General features: G+C 46.7%; 18 protein-coding genes and 1 pseudogene. 16 read left to right on the forward strand and 3 right to left on the reverse strand.

All coding sequences use genetic code 11. The annotated features are described in order from the left end of the window. Positions 1-373 precede the first annotated feature (373 nt). On the reverse strand, positions 374-1,771 hold the full coding sequence (locus AC1DUA_RS09590) for an MATE family efflux transporter (protein ID WP_477499514.1): 1,398 nt from the start codon (positions 1,769-1,771) through the stop codon (positions 374-376). Between the two features lie 69 nt (positions 1,772-1,840). After that, a complete protein-coding gene (locus tag AC1DUA_RS09595) occupies positions 1,841-2,101 on the reverse strand; it encodes a DUF3817 domain-containing protein (RefSeq protein ID WP_477499515.1) in 261 nt (86 codons plus the stop codon). 8 nt (positions 2,102-2,109) lie between these two features. Here AC1DUA_RS09595 and AC1DUA_RS09600 point away from each other — a divergent pair, with 8 nt between their 5' ends. The 15 genes and pseudogenes from AC1DUA_RS09600 to AC1DUA_RS09670 all read left to right on the forward strand — a co-directional run bounded on the left by AC1DUA_RS09600 (position 2,110) and on the right by AC1DUA_RS09670 (position 15,323). After that, complete coding sequence (locus tag AC1DUA_RS09600; RefSeq protein WP_477499516.1) at positions 2,110-2,472, forward strand: ATPase; 363 nt, start codon at positions 2,110-2,112, stop codon at positions 2,470-2,472. A gap of 301 nt (positions 2,473-2,773) precedes the next feature. Continuing rightward, the gene (locus AC1DUA_RS09605) at positions 2,774-3,343 is read left to right on the forward strand and encodes a TetR/AcrR family transcriptional regulator (protein WP_477499517.1); all 570 of its coding nucleotides are present in this window, start codon (positions 2,774-2,776) and stop codon (positions 3,341-3,343) included. Positions 3,344-3,375: 32 nt separating this feature from the next. After that, positions 3,376-4,650: an HlyD family secretion protein gene (locus AC1DUA_RS09610; protein ID WP_477499518.1), complete on the forward strand. Its 1,275-nt coding sequence runs from the start codon at positions 3,376-3,378 to the stop codon at positions 4,648-4,650. An 8-nt stretch (positions 4,651-4,658) separates the two neighbouring features. Then, positions 4,659-5,867 (forward strand): ABC transporter permease, encoded by a 1,209-nt coding sequence (locus AC1DUA_RS09615; protein WP_477499519.1) that lies wholly within the window; start codon positions 4,659-4,661, stop codon positions 5,865-5,867. A gap of 25 nt (positions 5,868-5,892) precedes the next feature. Beyond that, the gene (locus AC1DUA_RS09620; RefSeq protein ID WP_477499520.1) at positions 5,893-7,182 is read left to right on the forward strand and encodes a TolC family protein; all 1,290 of its coding nucleotides are present in this window, start codon (positions 5,893-5,895) and stop codon (positions 7,180-7,182) included. Positions 7,183-7,339: 157 nt separating this feature from the next. Then, on the forward strand, positions 7,340-7,627 hold the full coding sequence (gene gatC / locus AC1DUA_RS09625) for an Asp-tRNA(Asn)/Glu-tRNA(Gln) amidotransferase subunit GatC (protein WP_145669695.1): 288 nt from the start codon (positions 7,340-7,342) through the stop codon (positions 7,625-7,627). 35 nt (positions 7,628-7,662) lie between these two features. Beyond that, positions 7,663-9,120 (forward strand): Asp-tRNA(Asn)/Glu-tRNA(Gln) amidotransferase subunit GatA, encoded by a 1,458-nt coding sequence (gene gatA, locus AC1DUA_RS09630; protein WP_477499521.1) that lies wholly within the window; start codon positions 7,663-7,665, stop codon positions 9,118-9,120. A 33-nt stretch (positions 9,121-9,153) separates the two neighbouring features. Next, the gene (gatB, locus tag AC1DUA_RS09635) at positions 9,154-10,605 is read left to right on the forward strand and encodes an Asp-tRNA(Asn)/Glu-tRNA(Gln) amidotransferase subunit GatB (RefSeq protein ID WP_477499530.1); all 1,452 of its coding nucleotides are present in this window, start codon (positions 9,154-9,156) and stop codon (positions 10,603-10,605) included. Positions 10,606-10,663: 58 nt separating this feature from the next. Next, on the forward strand, positions 10,664-11,152 hold the full coding sequence (locus AC1DUA_RS09640; RefSeq protein WP_477499522.1) for a GNAT family N-acetyltransferase: 489 nt from the start codon (positions 10,664-10,666) through the stop codon (positions 11,150-11,152). A 15-nt stretch (positions 11,153-11,167) separates the two neighbouring features. Further along, positions 11,168-11,875: an MgtC/SapB family protein gene (locus AC1DUA_RS09645; RefSeq protein WP_477499523.1), complete on the forward strand. Its 708-nt coding sequence runs from the start codon at positions 11,168-11,170 to the stop codon at positions 11,873-11,875. Between the two features lie 24 nt (positions 11,876-11,899). Continuing rightward, a pseudogene (locus AC1DUA_RS09650) lies at positions 11,900-12,094 on the forward strand (RNA polymerase sigma factor); the annotation flags it as partial. Next, the gene (locus AC1DUA_RS09655; protein WP_477499524.1) at positions 12,045-12,353 is read left to right on the forward strand and encodes a hypothetical protein; all 309 of its coding nucleotides are present in this window, start codon (positions 12,045-12,047) and stop codon (positions 12,351-12,353) included. The pseudogene AC1DUA_RS09650 and the gene AC1DUA_RS09655, both read left to right, overlap by 50 nt. Before the next feature lie 23 nt (positions 12,354-12,376). Continuing rightward, complete coding sequence (locus AC1DUA_RS09660) at positions 12,377-12,961, forward strand: hypothetical protein (RefSeq protein WP_477499525.1); 585 nt, start codon at positions 12,377-12,379, stop codon at positions 12,959-12,961. Between the two features lie 99 nt (positions 12,962-13,060). Beyond that, a complete protein-coding gene (gene perR / locus AC1DUA_RS09665; RefSeq protein ID WP_477499526.1) occupies positions 13,061-13,495 on the forward strand; it encodes a peroxide-responsive transcriptional repressor PerR in 435 nt (144 codons plus the stop codon). A gap of 124 nt (positions 13,496-13,619) precedes the next feature. Beyond that, positions 13,620-15,323, forward strand: a complete 1,704-nt coding sequence (locus AC1DUA_RS09670) for a glycosyl hydrolase family 18 protein (RefSeq protein ID WP_477499527.1) — start codon at positions 13,620-13,622, stop codon at positions 15,321-15,323. A gap of 62 nt (positions 15,324-15,385) precedes the next feature. Here AC1DUA_RS09670 and AC1DUA_RS09675 read toward each other — a convergent pair whose 3' ends face one another. Continuing rightward, complete coding sequence (locus AC1DUA_RS09675; protein ID WP_477499528.1) at positions 15,386-15,790, reverse strand: DUF2614 family zinc ribbon-containing protein; 405 nt, start codon at positions 15,788-15,790, stop codon at positions 15,386-15,388. Between the two features lie 123 nt (positions 15,791-15,913). Here AC1DUA_RS09675 and AC1DUA_RS09680 point away from each other — a divergent pair, with 123 nt between their 5' ends. Continuing rightward, on the forward strand, positions 15,914-16,783 hold the full coding sequence (locus AC1DUA_RS09680) for a nucleotidyltransferase-like protein (protein ID WP_477499529.1): 870 nt from the start codon (positions 15,914-15,916) through the stop codon (positions 16,781-16,783). Positions 16,784-16,933 lie beyond the last annotated feature (150 nt).

Raw genomic sequence — 16,933 nt, forward strand, 5'->3', positions numbered from 1 at the left:
AACTGCACGATTACTGAAGCGAGCGCTAACAAGAAAATCGTAGTGAAAGTACATAAAGATTTGCTGCAGCTTTAACAAATAGCAAAGAGACTATCCCGTAAGGTTCATGATGACCTGGGATAGTCTCTTTCGTATACGATAGTTGTGAAAATGCTGATCCAATAGGAACTATGGTCCGCTATTTTTCAAGAAATGAGCCTTTTAGCCAGGTAGTGGGAACTACGATCCGCTACTTTACCAATTATTGCTTGAAGGTAAGCATTTCAACTCCAATAAGACCCTACACTTCCGTTAAAATATAGAAATCATCCTATTTTACTCAAATAGAGCCCTGTAGTTCCTTTCGCAATAAAGTCTCAGCCTTCGAGTCTCCTCAAGCCTTAACTGGTATCATTCTAGCTTCTCTCCATTTACCGAACTGATAGTAAAGCAGATTCAGCGTCACAGCTACACTGAAACTGACAGGGAAGCTCCACCAGATGACATCAAACCCGTACTGGTGGGAGAGCACTGTGGCGAGTGGGATACGCACTAGCAGCAGCGCAATGAAGGCCACAACAAGCGGGAATACTACGGAACCAGCAGAACGAACGACGCCTGCCACAACATTAAATACGCCAAAAATGATAAATGACCATAACGTTATATTATTGATGTGTACCCCGAGAGCGATCGCTTTCCCTTCAGGCGGTAGGAACAGCGAGACGACTTCTCGGTTGAACAAGGTCAGCACGACGACGATTAGGCCCGTCATCACTATGTTGACGCCTACACCTGTCCACGTAATGCGGTTCACTCGGCCCCACAAGCCAGCACCGATGTTCTGTGCGGCCATGGAGGTAACGGCTCCGCCGATCGCCATAGCTGGCATTTGCACATAGCTGGATATTTGCATGGCTACACCAAACGCAGCCGTCGATTCAGATCCATACGAATTTACGAGATGAACGAGCAATAAATTGCTGACAGATACGACGACCATGTTTAGCCCCATGGGCACCCCTTTTTGAATCAAGGTGCGAATGATCATCCAATCGATGCGCAGCAGTGGGAGATCTATTTTGGTAATCCGCAGAAAATATTTTTTGCGGTACAAATACACAATGAGCAGCGCGAAGCTGATCAATTGAGCAATGAAGGTGGCTACAGCTGAGCCGGCAATGCCCATTTTCGGAAAAGGCCCAATTCCGTCAATTAAGACTGGATTCAGGATAACGTCCAATATCGCGGATAAAAGCAAGAAGTAGAACGGCGTCTTCGCATCACCGGAGCCGCGTAATATGGCCATGATCAGGTTGAATCCGAACATAAACGGAACGCCCGCGAACAAAATCCGTGTATAGGTAACCGCGAGGTCCTTCACGTCCGGCGGTGTGTTCATCCAAGTTAGAATGGTTGAAGAAAATAGCAGTCCGAAAGCGGCAACAAGAATAGAAAGAGTAAAAAAGAAGACGGTGCTGGTGCCGACTACTTTTTTGGCTTCATGCGTTTTTTTCGCACCGAGATTTTGACCGATCAAAATGACGGCAGCCATCGCAAACCCGAAGATCGAGCTGATTAGAAAGAACATAATGATGTTGGCATTCGATGTCGCTGCGAGAGCGCCTTCACCGAGATACTTGCCGATCCACACGGCATTGATAGAGCCATTAAGTGTCTGAAGTACGTTGCCTAAAAGAATGGGTAATGAGAATAAAATTAATGTCTTGGCAATAGGTCCTTCCGTTAGAGAAGGTCGTGCCTTTGCTGGGGTATCCCCGTTTCCGCTCATGTTAGCCTCCTGCTGATTCTGATTTGCTCTATGTAACTAATTCTTTTTTACTTCTATCAGTTCCTTTCTTTATTTGGAAATTCGGCGCTCCAGAATAAAAGGACCAAAAGGAATGAAGGCAGCGAGAAAAGCCCCCAAAACTCGCCAAACCGACCAACGATGCATGAGTGTGACCCAAGCAATGGACAAGAGATAGAGCACGAAGAGAAACCCGTGTGCCATTCCCACAAATTTTACAGCCTGCGGAAGGTCGAGTGCATATTTGAGCGGCATAGCAATGCCTAATAAAATCAGAAAGGAAATTCCTTCAGCCCTTCCAACATAGCGCAAGGTGTTTAGTGGTCATCGTCATTGGGGATAGTTTAGAACAAAACCTGCCGATTGGCGGATATGGATATATCATTGCGTACGACCGGAATAACGATAATATTTTCGATTACGTCATTCGAGTTCCCAAAGATAATAAGCATTATTATGTGCCTGCACTTGATATAGAGTTAGAAGAAGTGCTTCTTCATGAGGAAGCGGCTCGAGTCGAGAAAGAAGCGTTGATCGATTTTGCGCTGGCCACAAAGAATGAAGAGTTGTTCCGAAGAGTGATGAACGGCGATGAAAGTCCAGAGCCGGAAAAGGAACGGGACAAAGACGTGCAGTCCAGAGAAGAATTTATTAAACAAATCGGCTTGAAAGCCTGGATTTAATAGACGAATATAGGAAATAGAGGGTGTCTCAGTAGCCAGGGAATGGGCTGTTGGGCACCTTTTTTTGTTCGCTGCTATTATGGCTCATTTATCGATTATAACGGCATAGGTGTCCGTTATCGAATAATTTCACAAGAGACCTGTAGGAAGTTTCGGTTTCTGTCTGTCCTCTAGGTGTATCTACCTTCTGGGACGGGCTTTTTTTTCTTTTTCGAAGAGGCGGTTGATAAAATCGGTAAATGGTGGTACATTAATAACCGAACATAAAACTATTTTAGTATTCTAGTTCTGAGGTGCGCATATGGATGCCAAAAAACAATTGATTATGGAATCTGCCAAGAAATCTTTCTCCCTGTTCGGGTACAAAGGCACGACGATGGATCAGATCGCCAAGATTGCCGGTGTCGGCAAGGCGACGATTTATACGTTTTTTGCCAATAAAGAAGAACTCCTGCACGACATTATTCAGTCGTTAATCACAGAAATGAAAACCGTCGCCGAGAAAGCGATCGCGGCTGGGGCTACACCTTTTGAGAAAATTCATGGTGCCCTGTATGAAATTCTCGTTTTCCGCAAAGAGCATGAGCTGCTCATTCAACTGTCTCACGAGGTGCAGCAATTTGGCAGCCCGGTTACGATCGAAGCGATGGCCAGTATTGAGACGGAGGTTGTTCAGTTTATCTCTGAACATATTGAACGTGCGATACATAATGGCACTATGCAAAATTGTGAGCCCAAAATGACGGCTTTTATATTATTTAAGCTTTATGTGGCCCTAGTGTTCGATTGGGAGAAGCAGAATGAGCCTCTGACCGATGAACGGATTCTGAATCTGTTGAAGATCTACTTTGGTAATTTTATTAATGAGTAAATTTTTTTTATTATTGTGTGGAGGGATTTTTTATGCGTTTTATTCGACCAATGGTTTATTCTGCGATGGCGGTTGTCATCGGCACAAGTGCCTTTCTGCTAACGTCGAAAGAAGCTACGAGTCAGACGAATGCCGTGAATCAAGTGCATCCTACGGCTTATATAGAAACGAACGAAGTGAGCGCCAGCTTTAAGATAGGCGGCAGAGTCACTGAGGTCCTCGTGAAAGAAGGGGATGCGGTGAAAAAAGGGCAGGTACTGGCCCGACTGCAAAGCGCCGAGATTGAGGCGAAGGTCGCGCAGGCCAAAGCTGCAGTTGCGCTCGCGCAAGGCAAAATTGCCGAGGCGAAAGGCGCGACAGCTACCGCGGTAGCGAAGAAGCAGCAGGGCATCGCGGGCGTGAATGTGACGGCGGATACGGCCGAACAGCAGGTCGCACAGGCCCAAGCAGCGGTTAACGCCGCGCAAGCGAAAGTGGATGTGCTGAAGAATGGCGCGCGCCCGGAAGAGAAGAAGCAGGCTGAGATTCAATTCCAAGCGGCTTCGGAAGTGTACGCGATTGCCGAGCAGAATTTGAATCGGATGAATGCGATGCTGGAGCAAGGTCTTGTCTCGCAAGCGGACGTAGACAAAGTGAAGATCAGCTTCGAGGAAGCGAAGACCAAGCGCGATCTGGCGCAGCAGCAGCTGAGCATGGCGAACCAAGGCCCGCGGGAGGAAGAGATTCGCGGAGCGGAGGCTTTGCTGGAGCAAGCGAAAGCGTCTTTGAAGCTTGCTGAAGCGAACCGCGGAACGGTSCAGGTGCGACAAGGCGATGTCGCAGCGGCTGAAGCAGCCGTGCAGCAAGCACAAGGCGCGGTCAAATCCGCGCAGTCCGGCGAGCAGCAAGCACAAGCCGCGCAGCTGGAAGCCGAGACCTATTTGAGTTATACCGAGCTGCTTGCTCCAACAGATGGTGTGGTTTTGTACCAATCTGCGCAAGTTGGCGAGCTTGTTGGTTCGGGGTTCCCTGTACTTTCTATGGAGTCTACAGAGAAGCGCTGGGCTAAGTTTTACTTGCCTGAGACTTCGATTGCAGGACTCAAAGCGGGGAATAAAATCAGCATGACAATGGTGTCAACAGGCGAGAATGTCGTAGGTACCGTTACATCAGTGGCGGCAGCACCGGATTTTGCCATCAAAAAAGCGACGCAAACCTCAGGTGAAACGGATATCCGCTCCTTTGGTATCAAAATCGAACTGGGCACACTGCCAGACACAGCTACAACCGGCATGACCTTGYAATGGAACGGTATAACGGAAGGATGATGAAAGAGATGGATCTTCGGATTGGCAAGCTGATAACGGAAGAATGGATGCACATTCTGAAGGACCGGCGTCTTTTTCTGATTTTGTTCTTTGTTCCGGTGATGTATACCGTGCTTTTCGGTTCGATTTATGTCCACCACAAAGTCACGGAAATGGCGACTGTCGTCATGGATGAAGACCAAAGTCCGCTCAGCCGTCAGGTCATTCAAGCTTTTGAGCAGAGTGAATCGTTCGAGATTAAGAAGGAATATCACTCGGAGGAGGAAGTAAAGCGTGCGCTGGAGACAGGGGAAGCGAAAGTCGGATTAGTGATTCCTTCGAACTTCGAGGCGAAGCTGAAGCATGGTGAAACGCTGCCACTTCTCACGCTAATTGACGGCAGCAACATGATGATTTCGAACTCGGCGACCAAAGGTGCGAACGAAGTGATCACAACATTCAGCATGGGCTACTCCCAGAAAAAGCTGCAATTGCAGCAAGGGCTTCAAAATGAGCAAGTCATGAACACTCTCTCGCCGATTCCTTACCGATATCGGATTATGTATAATCCGACGTTTAACTATAGTGATTTTATGCTGTACGGTCTTGTCGGGGCTATTTTGCAGCAGGTGTTATTTCTCGGTATTGCTTTAACGATTACTAGGGAGAAAGATGCGGGTACATGGCAGCGTTTTGAGGCTTGGAAAAGAAATCCATGGCGCATCGCGTATGCTAAGACAGCTCCGTATTTCTTGATTAACATTTTTAACACGTCCGTCACCTTTGTCATTGCCTTGTATGCTTTTGGCGCTCCTATGGGCGGAAGTTTGCTTGTTGGCTTGGCTATCATTCTTAGTTTTACCTTCGCGGTCAGCGGGATCGGTTATCTCATCAGCTTGTTCTCCAGCAATCAGCTTGGAGCTACGCAAACGGCGATGCTCATCGCTGTGCCATCCTTCATGCTTTCAGGCTTCACTTGGCCGTTCGAAGCAATGCCGAAAGCTCTCCAAGTATTCGGGCACATGCTGCCACTGACATATTTCTTGGACGGTGTGCGCAATGTGTTCGTGAAGGGCAACGATTTCTCGACCATTTGGCATGATTGCATTGCGCTCATTCTAACCGGTGCGCTGACTTATTTCATCGCCATGCTGCTAACGCGCTTTGTTGTATTTTCTAAGAAGAAAACTTCCGTTAATCAGCCTGCGCTGCCGTCTGGCACCAATCTCACTGCCTAACAACTCAAGGAAGGAAGCGATTTTTTTGAAAAAAACGCTCATAAGTCTCTCTACAGCCCTGTTACTCCTTTCCGGCTCAGCCTATGTTTACGCGGATTCGACTCTGGATCCCGATCAGCATGTTTATGTGAACGAGGACGTTCTGGAGACCATATCCTCGGTTAACTTGGACTATGTGCTGGAGAAAGCGCTGAAAGATTCCCATAACCTCTCCATGCTAGCGCTAAAATATGCCGCTCAAGGCAGCAAGAAGTCTGACCTTGCGCAGCAAATGGATAACATGAGCTCGGCGTCTTTTGCACCTGGCCACTTGCCAAGCACACCTGCGGAGGTTACGAACACGGGAAATCCGCAGCTGCCGAACCTCACAGAACCCACCGATATTGCCTGGACCGTGATGCAAAATAACGCTATGAACCAGATGATGCAGGGCATGGGCGCCCTAGCTGGCGGTATGAACGCGATTATTTCCTCACAGCGGGCGCAAATGAGCACKGCGGCTCATCAATTAGGAACGGACCAACGCAACTCGCTGCTCCAAACCGATGAAGCCAAAGCCGGTATTCGCCTGCAGACCATCGCGCAATATGTGCAGCTGCTAGGCCAGAAGAAACAGCTTGCTTTCATGAATGAATATGAAGGTGTGATCGAGAAGGAGCTGCTTCGTGCAACGCTTCTGTCACAGCAAGGTCTGGCCTCCTCAGAGGATGTACGGACTGCGCAGAAAGCCATCAACAAACAGAAGGACGATACCGCCATTTTACTGAACAATTATCGTTTGGGCCTTGTGCAGCTTTCGACAGACATCGGAATTTCCTATGATCCTAATCTAGTTCTCCAAGATATCAATTCAAATTCAATTGAGCCGGTTGTAGAGACCGATACGATGACTTTATTGAAGGCTTCTTATCAAATGAAAACATCGGGGAATAACTTGGATGAAGCTGTGTGGGGAACAGAACACACTGTGACCCAGAATACGTATGGGGACACATACTTGGGCGTAAATGTAGCGATCAATGGGCAGAAAAACGAGCAAATGCAGCTTGAATTGACCAAGAAAATTCAAACTACTTATCATGATGCCACTAATGCCTATACGGGAGTGCTTACCGAGCAGCGGAATTTAACCGATGTTCAAGCGGATCTCCAAAAAATGAAGTTTCGCTATGAGGTAGGCGTTATTTCCAAGCATGATTTGAACAAATTTCAGATAAAAGTAGATCAGAATGAAACACTACTAGCCGCAGCCAAACTAAAGTATTATGTGTTAAAAGAAAAAGCGAAAGCTATGGATACAGGATTCATCCAATAAAATCATTCTTTACAATTAACCACAGCTCCTTGTGCGAAGAGGTTCCTAAAAACCTTGGCATCCAAGGCGTTGTGGTTTTTTCTGGATTGAGTTCACAAATTATCTGGGATATAATGAAAAGAATGACTAAATGCTGATTCAAAGGGGTGTAGAGAACTTGAGCATTACCAGAAAAGATGTCGATCATGTCGCGAAGTTAGCTAGACTCGATCTAAGCGAGAATGAGAAAGAGCTATTTACCGGACAGCTTAATGCCATTTTAAAATATGCGGAGCAGTTGAACGGGTTGAATACCGAAGGAATAGCTCCAACGAGCCACGCTATGCCGCTAGTGAATGTCATGCGGGAAGACGTCGTTACGCCGTCGCTGCCGATTGAGAAAGTCATGGCCAACGCTCCCGAACAGGAAGACGGGCAGTTCAAAGTTCCGGCTGTTTTAGAATAGAGAATAGAGAACCATATGAAAGGGTGTGCCTGTCGTTGTCTTTGTTTGATCTAAACCTACAACAAATTCACGCGAAGCTGCAAGGCAAAGAGATTACCGTTGCCGATCTCGTGGATCAATCCTATACAAGAATTGGGCAAGTGGAAAGTAAAGTTCGCGCTTTCCTTACATTAGATGAAGAGAACGCAAGACAAGCTGCGGCCAAGTTGGACGAGCAGCTGGCCAGCGGTCTTACTCGTGGCGATTTATTCGGCCTTCCGATTGGGATCAAAGATAACATGGTCACCGAAGGTCTGAGAACGACATGTGCTAGTAAGTTCTTATCCAACTACAATCCGATCTATGATGCGACCGTTGTCAGCAAGCTGAAAGAGGCACAAACGGTTACCATAGGTAAACTTAATATGGATGAGTTCGCGATGGGCGGCTCCAACGAGAACTCCGCCTACCATCCGACCCACAATCCGTGGAACACGGATTATGTGCCAGGCGGCTCCAGCGGTGGTTCTGCTGCTGCCGTAGCTGCAGGCGAGGTGTATTTCTCGCTGGGCTCCGACACCGGCGGCTCGATTCGCCAGCCGGCTGCTTATTGCGGTATCGTCGGGCTGAAGCCGACGTACGGCCTTGTGTCCCGTTATGGTCTTGTTGCGTTCGCGTCTTCGCTCGACCAAATCGGGCCGCTGACGAAGAACGTAGAAGACTCCGCTTACCTGCTGCAAGCAATTGCGGGCTATGACGCGAAGGATTCCACTTCTGCGAAAGTGGACATCCCTGATTATCTCAGCGCATTGACTGGAGATGTCAAGGGTCTGCGCATCGGCGTACCGAAAGAATACATGGGCAATGGGATTGACCCAGCGGTCAAAGAGAAAGTCCTCGATGCTCTTAAAGTGCTCGAAGGTTTAGGCGCAGTATGGGAAGAAGTATCCCTGCCGCATTCCGAATACGCGGTTGCAACCTACTATTTGCTTGCTTCTTCTGAAGCATCATCGAACCTCGCTCGTTTTGACGGGATTCGTTACGGCGTTCGTTCCGACAACGCCAACAATCTGCTTGATTTGTATCATCTTTCCCGCAGCGAAGGCTTTGGCCCTGAGGTCAAACGCCGGATCATGCTTGGAACCTATGCATTAAGTTCAGGCTACTACGATGCTTACTATTTGAAAGCACAACAAGTCCGCACATTGATCAAGCAAGATTTTGATCAAGTGTTTGAGAAATTCGATATTATCATTGGGCCAACGGCACCGACGCCTGCTTTCAGAATTGGCGAGCAAAGCAACGATCCGCTCACGATGTATCTTAATGATATCATGACCATTCCGGTCAGCTTAGCGGGTATTCCGGCGATTAGCGTACCTTGCGGATTCGTGAATGAACTTCCGGTTGGCCTGCAAGTCATCGGCAAAGCGCTCGATGAAGCTACCCTACTGCGTGTAGCTCACGCTTTTGAGCAGCATACAGATCACCACAAGCAGCGCCCGCAATTGTAGGTTCATAGTTCATGAGTAACGAAGGAGGCATTTATTTTGTCGGCAACAGATACCCAATTTGAAACGGTCGTCGGTCTTGAGGTCCACGTAGAACTTCATACCGCATCCAAAATATTTTGCGGTTGTGCAACCTCATTTGGTGCACCTCCGAATACGAATACATGTCCCGTTTGTTTAGGACACCCGGGCGTATTGCCCGTGCTCAACCGCCAAGCGGTGGAATACGCGATGAAAGCTGCGATGGCGCTGAATTGCACCATTTCCACGAACAGCAAATTTGACCGCAAAAACTATTTTTACCCGGATTCACCCGATGCTTACCAAACTTCTCAATACGATCAGCCGATCGGTTTGAATGGTTGGGTTGATATTGAAGTGAACGGCGAAACCAAACGCATTGGCGTGACGCGCGTGCATTTGGAGGAAGATGCGGGCAAGCTAACGCACGTGGATGGCGGATATGCCTCACTTGTTGACTTGAACCGTGCGGGAACGCCGCTCATCGAGATCGTGTCCGAGCCTGATCTGCGTTCGCCGGAGGAAGCTCGCGCTTACCTCGAGAAGATTAGAGCAATCATGATCTACTGCGACGTGTCCGATGTGAAAATGGAGGAAGGCTCGATGCGCTGCGACGCGAACATCTCCTTGCGTCCATTCGGCCAAGAGAAGTTCGGCACGAGAGCCGAGCTGAAGAACATGAACTCGTTCCGTGGCGTCCTGAAAGGACTGGAGTACGAGGAGTATCGGCAAGCGGAGATTCTCCGCAGCGGCGGTGTAGTCGAGCAGGAGACGCGCCGCTGGGATGACGGACAGGGCAAGACGCTCTCGATGCGCGGCAAAGAAGATGCGCACGACTACCGCTACTTCCCGGATCCAGATCTCGTTAGCCTTTATATCGACGATGCTTGGCAAGACGCCGTCAAAGCTACGATCCCTGAGCTTCCTGATGCCCGCAAAGCTAGATACAGCAGCCAGTTTGGCTTGCCGAACTATGATGCAGAAGTCATCACATCTTCCATGAAGATGGCTAACTTCTTTGAAGAGAGCCTTAACTATACGCAGGATGCCAAAGCAGTCTCGAACTGGATTATGGGCGATCTGCTCGGGTATTTGAATGCGAACAATCTTGAACTTGCTGATGTGAAAGTGACAGGCAAAGGTCTGGGAGAAATGATTGGCCTGATCGAAAAAGGCACCATTTCCAACAAAATCGCCAAAACCGTCTTTAAAGAAATGATCGAATCCGGCAAAGAGCCACAGAAGATCGTGGAAGAGCAAGGACTCGTTCAGATCAGCGACGAAGGCGCGATTAAAGCTGTTGTCGAGCAGGTTGTTGACAATAGTCCGCAATCGGTTGCCGATTTCAAAGCCGGTAAAGAGAAAGCCGTTGGCTTCTTGGTCGGTCAAGTCATGAAAGAAACCAAAGGCAAAGCCAATCCAGGACTGGTTAACAAATTAATTCTGGAGTGCCTGAACAGCAAATGATACAGTAAAGTGGTGATCCTTATGGACACCACTTTTTTTCTTTGAAGGAGGCTTCCGCATGTCTATACAATCGCTTTCATTGCATACCAACGAGGAAATCCTGCACCTGTTAGCGCTTCAAATCGCTTCCTACCGCGTTGAAGCTGATCTGATTGGCTTTGAGGACATCCCTCCGCTTAAGGATGGCATTCAGTCTATACGTGAGGCTGAGGAGACATTCTACGGCTATTACGTGCAAGAAGAGAACGAGAGCAAGTTGGTTGGCGCGATTTCATATTCCCGTGAAGGTTGTGTAGTCACAATCTGCCGGATGATGGTTCATCCTAAATTTTTTCGGCGCGGTATTGCTAGGGCGCTTTTGGAACATATACTACATAAACAAGAAAATAATGGTGTGCAGCTTTTTATTGTATCAACGGGTACGGCGAACCTGCCAGCCATCGATCTTTATCAAGGGTTTGGCTTTACAGTTAAGCGGGTTTTCACAGTTCCTCCGGGCGTGTCATTAACGACCTTTGAGCGGCCAGGGAGTCATCCGGTAAAATAAGGAGGCGATAACATCGTGACCAATCCATGGGTTATTGATCAAGTACATATCACTATACGGTTAGTATTGGCTCTATTTCTCGGGGGCTTAATCGGATTTGAACGGGAGGTTAGCTCTCATGCAGCAGGGCTCCGCACGCACATTTTGGTTTGTGTAGGTTCCGCCCTTGTCATGCTGCTCTCCATGTATGGATTTAGCGCTTTTGTGAACGAGGTGAACGTTCGCCTAGATCCGTCGCGTTTAGCAGCGCAGGTCATCAGTGGCATCGGGTTCTTAGGTGCTGGAACAATTATTTTTAACGGAAGATCCATTACAGGGCTTACGACGGCGGCTTCGCTTTGGGTGGTGGCAGGGATTGGGCTTGCTGTCGGAGCGGGCTTTTATTATCCGGCTGTCTTGGCTTGCTTTATGGTCCTCATATCCTTGTGGATTCTGAACAAAGTGGAACAGAAGTTTTTTAACGGGAAAAAAATTCGTATTCTCAAAATTCTGGCCGTTGATCAGCCAGGGACTCTCGGTGTGATTACTACCCTTTTAGGTAAACAGAAAGTCGATATTCGTAAAATTACATTGGAAGTACAAGAGAATGAAGACAAGCCGAACCATGTTCAAATTACGTTTCATGTCACGATGCCTAAGCCGTCCATTATCGTTTCTGTACTTGAAGGAATCAATCAAATTGATGGAGTCAGCGGTGTGACGATGGAAAAAGGAAAAAGTTGAAGGGGTTCTCCTCCGGACAAGTACAGACTCATTATGTATTTGTATCATTATAAGCAACTTTCTTATCAAGAGATGTCCGAGGCAACCGGCTTGCCTGTGAAAACGCTCGAAACTAGATTATACCGGGGAAAAGCGATGCTCAAAGAAAAATGGTTGGAGGTGAACCCGCATGAATCCCAAGCAACAAGAAGACATCAGGCTCACGCAGTACCTAAATAAGCTCTTAGATGAGCTTCCGCTTAACGAACCAAGCCCCTTGTTGACGGATCGTATCATGCGCGCTGTCCAAGCTGATGAGATCTCTGTACCGCAATCCAATTGGCAGGTATACCGGCGTAAAGCCTGGGTCAACGGGCTCTTTGCAACCGCAGCAACCGTACTCCTGTTCCAGTTAGGAATCATTCATAAGATTATGAACATTGATGTAGGTATTATTCAAATTACAACATATATCCAACATTTATCTGAGTTATTATGACCAGAAGAACGGAGGCTTTTCACATGTCTATACCCAAAGACAGTTCACATATCCCCCCTTATTCAACTGATTCTTCCTATCCAAACTATGCGCCGTATTACCCTATTCCTAGGAAGCGCAAGTGGGTTGCAGGCGTGTTATCTTTCATCGTCCCAGGAACTGGGCATCTTTACTTAGGTCTCATGCAGCGCGGCGTATTCCTGATGCTGCTGTTGATCCTTGATATCTTTATCATTACGTCGTTAGCCTCTCAAAATGATACAAGCGTTCCTGCTGTCACCCTATTTTCCCTGTTTATTCCTGTGATTTATTTCTACAATCTCTTTGATGCGCTTCAAATTACAGATTATGTGAACCGACGTAATGAACTCGGCGAGTTTGCAGGGTCCTATGATCATGAGTTTCATGATCCTTTACAGAAATTGATCAAAGGCACCAACATGGGGGTATTGCTCGTCGTTGCTGGTGTAATCTTTTTTCTTCTCAGCAATAAGCCGGCTTGGGTCACGGGACTATTTGATTTCATGGGCTCTTATCTAGGCTCAATTGCTCTCGTTCTTGGAGGATTAGCCCTATATGTCATAGATTCTCGCAAAAATAAGCACTGACCGACAGGCTAATCCGCATAACCATGATTGACAAAAGGGAATGACCACACGTACAATATAATGTAAGGTTTTATTGACTAACAGCGGGTGGTGTGTAACATGGCAGCACAATTAGAACAAGCATTAGCTAAATTGAAAACAACAGGTGTTCGAATGACGCCCCAGCGTCATGCGATTTTATCCTATTTGCTGGACTCCATGACGCATCCGACAGCAGATGATATTTATAAGTCCCTAGAATCCAAATTTCCTAACATGAGCGTAGCGACTGTTTACAATAATCTTAAAGTTTTTATTGAATCGGGACTTGTTCGGGAACTGGCTTATGGAGATAGCTCGAGTCGCTTTGATGCGGATATGACAGACCATTACCATGCGGTTTGCGAAGTGTGCGGCAAGATTGCAGACTTTGAATACCCGCCTCTTCATGATATTGAGACAACTGCTGCCGGGCAAACAGGCTTTCAGGTTGGCGGCTACCGGTTAGAGGTTTATGGGGTCTGTCCGGATTGCACAGGGGTTACCAAGCATTGACTTTCGCAGAATTCCTCATAACCTGTTCCTATGTTGTATAATGAAACGTGATCATACCTTCTAGTAAATTGGGAGGGTAAGAGAGCGTTTTTTCTTTTTATATCGCATATAAGGAAGTGAAATCTTGCAGCAGCGCAGAAAATCGTCGAAGAAAATCCTACTCATCAGTTCACTTATTATCGGGATGTTCGCCGCAGGTGCGGCTTCATTTCTTTGGCAGCAGTTCGCCCCTAATCGTACGAAAGTCGAAACCGAATATCACGAGTTAAGTAAGCCGGTCTTTTATCAAGGGAATTATTATAAGTTAAGCGCAATTGGTGAAAAAGAGGGCCTGAAGCTTCCTTTGGAGCTCATTCAGGAGTGGATCGACCCTTCTATCCTATACGAAAAAAGCAGCGATTCTGTCATCATCACGACCAAAGATAAAGTACTGCGTTTGAAGACCACCGAGCTTTCAGCCTTGATGAACGAGAAACCGATCACATTGTCTTTTCCTGTGGAGAAGAAGGGGAGCGACATTTATGTGCCGATAGAGCCGCTGCGCCAATTGTACCCTTTTGAGATTAGAGAGTCTGATCAGACGGGTGCCGTTCTTTTATTTAAAAAAGGTGAAATCCTCAAATGGGGAAAGCACACGGACTCTGAAGCTGCGCAGCTGCGCACTTTTGCCTCGATTAAAGCGCCTATCGTTTCAAGTATCGCATCAGGTGAGCAGGTTATACTGCTTGGGGAAGAGGAAGATTGGTATCAGGTTCAACAGACGAGCGGGCCGATTGGATATGTACGTAAAACGGACATTCAGATAGATCATGAAGAAACCATTCCCGCCCAGGAAGATACATCGTCCTATGTGCCCTGGAAGCCGCCTGTGGGTAAGCTAAACCTGACATGGGAACATGTCATTAGCAAAAATCCCGATACAACGAAGTTAGGAGATATGCCTGGCTTGCAAGTTGTTAGTCCAACCTGGTTCTCTTTGTCTGATGGAGAAGGACGCTTGAAGAACTTAGCCGATGCGGCTTATGTCAAATGGGCGCAAACCCGGAATTATCAGGTTTGGGCGCTCTTCAGTAACGGTTTTGATCCTGATGTGACGAATAAAGCGCTATCGACCTATGATAACCGCATGAAAATCATCAAGCAGTTGCTTGGTTTTGCGCAAACGTATAAACTGCAAGGCTTCAATATCGATTTTGAAAATGTATATCTCAAAGATAAAGAAAATCTCACCCAATTTGTCCGTGAAATGACTCCTTTTATGCATGAACAAGGTTTAGCGGTGTCCATTGATGTAACGCCCAAATCAACCAATGAGATGTGGTCCATGTTTTATGACCGGACAGCGCTTGCCGAAGTGGTTGATTATATGATGGTGATGGCCTATGACGAGTACTGGGCCACCAGCCCCAAATCGGGTTCCGTGTCTTCCTTGCCATGGACCGAAAGTTCAGTAAAGCAGATACTTAACGCTGACAAGGTTCCACCTTCTAAGCTGGTCTTAGGCGTGCCATTTTATACACGTCAATGGACGGAAGAGATGAAAAATGGCAAATTAACGGCCACTTCCAAAACGTTAACCATGGAAGCAGCCGCAGCCATTATCAAAGATAAAAAACTAACCCCAACTTATTTGCCGGATACTGGCCAAAATTATGTGGAGTACAAAGACGGTGAGAAGCTCATTCGTATCTGGCTGGAGGATGAGACCTCACTGAAGGCGCGTCTTGATCTCGTCAAGAAGTACGATCTAGCGGGAGTGGCCACATGGAGAAGGGGCTTCGAGCAGCTGCCGATGTGGAAAGTAATCCAGGATGGCTTGGTTCCATAAACGCCATGAAAAAAGCCGATCCCTTAACTCTAATGGGATCGGCTTTTTGCTATTTCTGAGGATCAATGAGGTTTATGCTCATGGTCTCTGTTTGGTTCTAATGGAATTGCCTGTGTCGCAGCTGTTTCATTCTCGGCTGTAGACTGATACTGAGGATCGACCGTGAGAATGGTTTTACAGAACATGCAGCGATCTGTTTTTCCTAGCATCTTTGTTCTTCTTCCGCACTCCGGACAATCAAGCGCAATCGCCGACGTGGATAACATGCCAGCCCAGAAGTAGATACCCATACTGACCATCATGGTCACCATCCCGATAATCATGAAGATTACAGCAACAATTCGTCCTGCTTGTCCCCAGTCGAAAACGACCCCCGCTAATCCTATAATCATAAGCAGCATGCCGCCCATTGTTAGCGCAAGACCCCACAAGCGGAATTCATTTACTTTACTCGATCTGAAACGCACGCGTTGTTCCCCCCATAAATTAGCTATCAGTTTTGTATGATTTGTCACAGAATTCAGCAGGAAACTCCTCTTGCATTGTAGAAATAAGATATAAACAATTGGAGACAGGAGCTTTGGACACCCATGGGAATTGATAAAGAGCAGTTTTTGCTTAAGTTCCGAAATGACAGTCGGATCATTAGTGTCATGGCGGTTGAKAATCCTAAGCAACTTCCCTCACTTACAGATGGCTTTGATATACTTCTGCTTATCGTAACGAACGACCTGAGCCTGAACAATCATACTACCAATTATATAAGAGACGATTCTCGGATACAAGAAAGGTGGGTAGATCCCTCCTCCATTGAACAATGGATACGTCAAGGTCATAACCGAAATATCCTTCACTGGCTGCTAAAAGGGGAGATACTTCTGGATCAGAATACGTATTTAGAAGGACTGCGCCATCGTATACTTGAGTTTCCTGCCGACTTGCGTGAACATAAACTTCTTGTTGAGTTCTCTCTTTTTCTGCGAAAATATCTTCAAAGCAAGGAATATATCTTAGATGAGCATTTGCTCGATGCTTACAATAATATTTTAGAAGCCCTGCATCATTGGGCTCGTATTGTTATCATTGAGGATGGCTATCATCCGGAGATTACCGTGTGGAGGCAGATTCGCGCAATAAATCCTGGCGTGTACAAGCTTTATGAGGAATTGACCATGAGTAAAGAAACATTGAAGCAACGAGTTCAGCTCGTTTTGCTTGCTTGTGAATTTTCGGTTATGTCAAAAATGGAAAGATGCTGCGAGGCGTTTATCCAAATCCTCAGAGAAAACGATAAGGTGCTTAGTTCAGATGAACTTCAACAGCATGGTCAATTATTTGAAATCAAAACAGAACTTCCTTTATTGCTGAATAAACTCGTCAAAAAAGGTTTGATCAAAGAAGTCGCTGTTCTCATCGATGAAGAAACCTCAGAGATTGAGTTGCGATATACAAGCGTATAACGGTAAAATCCAGTGAGAATCAGATGTTATTCTGGTTCTTTTTTTATTTTTATTTTATTGCTTGACTTTAAATGCGATTCTATGATAAATTAACTTTCGCCGCTAAAAACGGCTCACACGAAAAGCTAAAGTAGTACAAGGGTGTAAGCA

Source organism: Paenibacillus sp. 01T422, assembly GCF_056398785.1.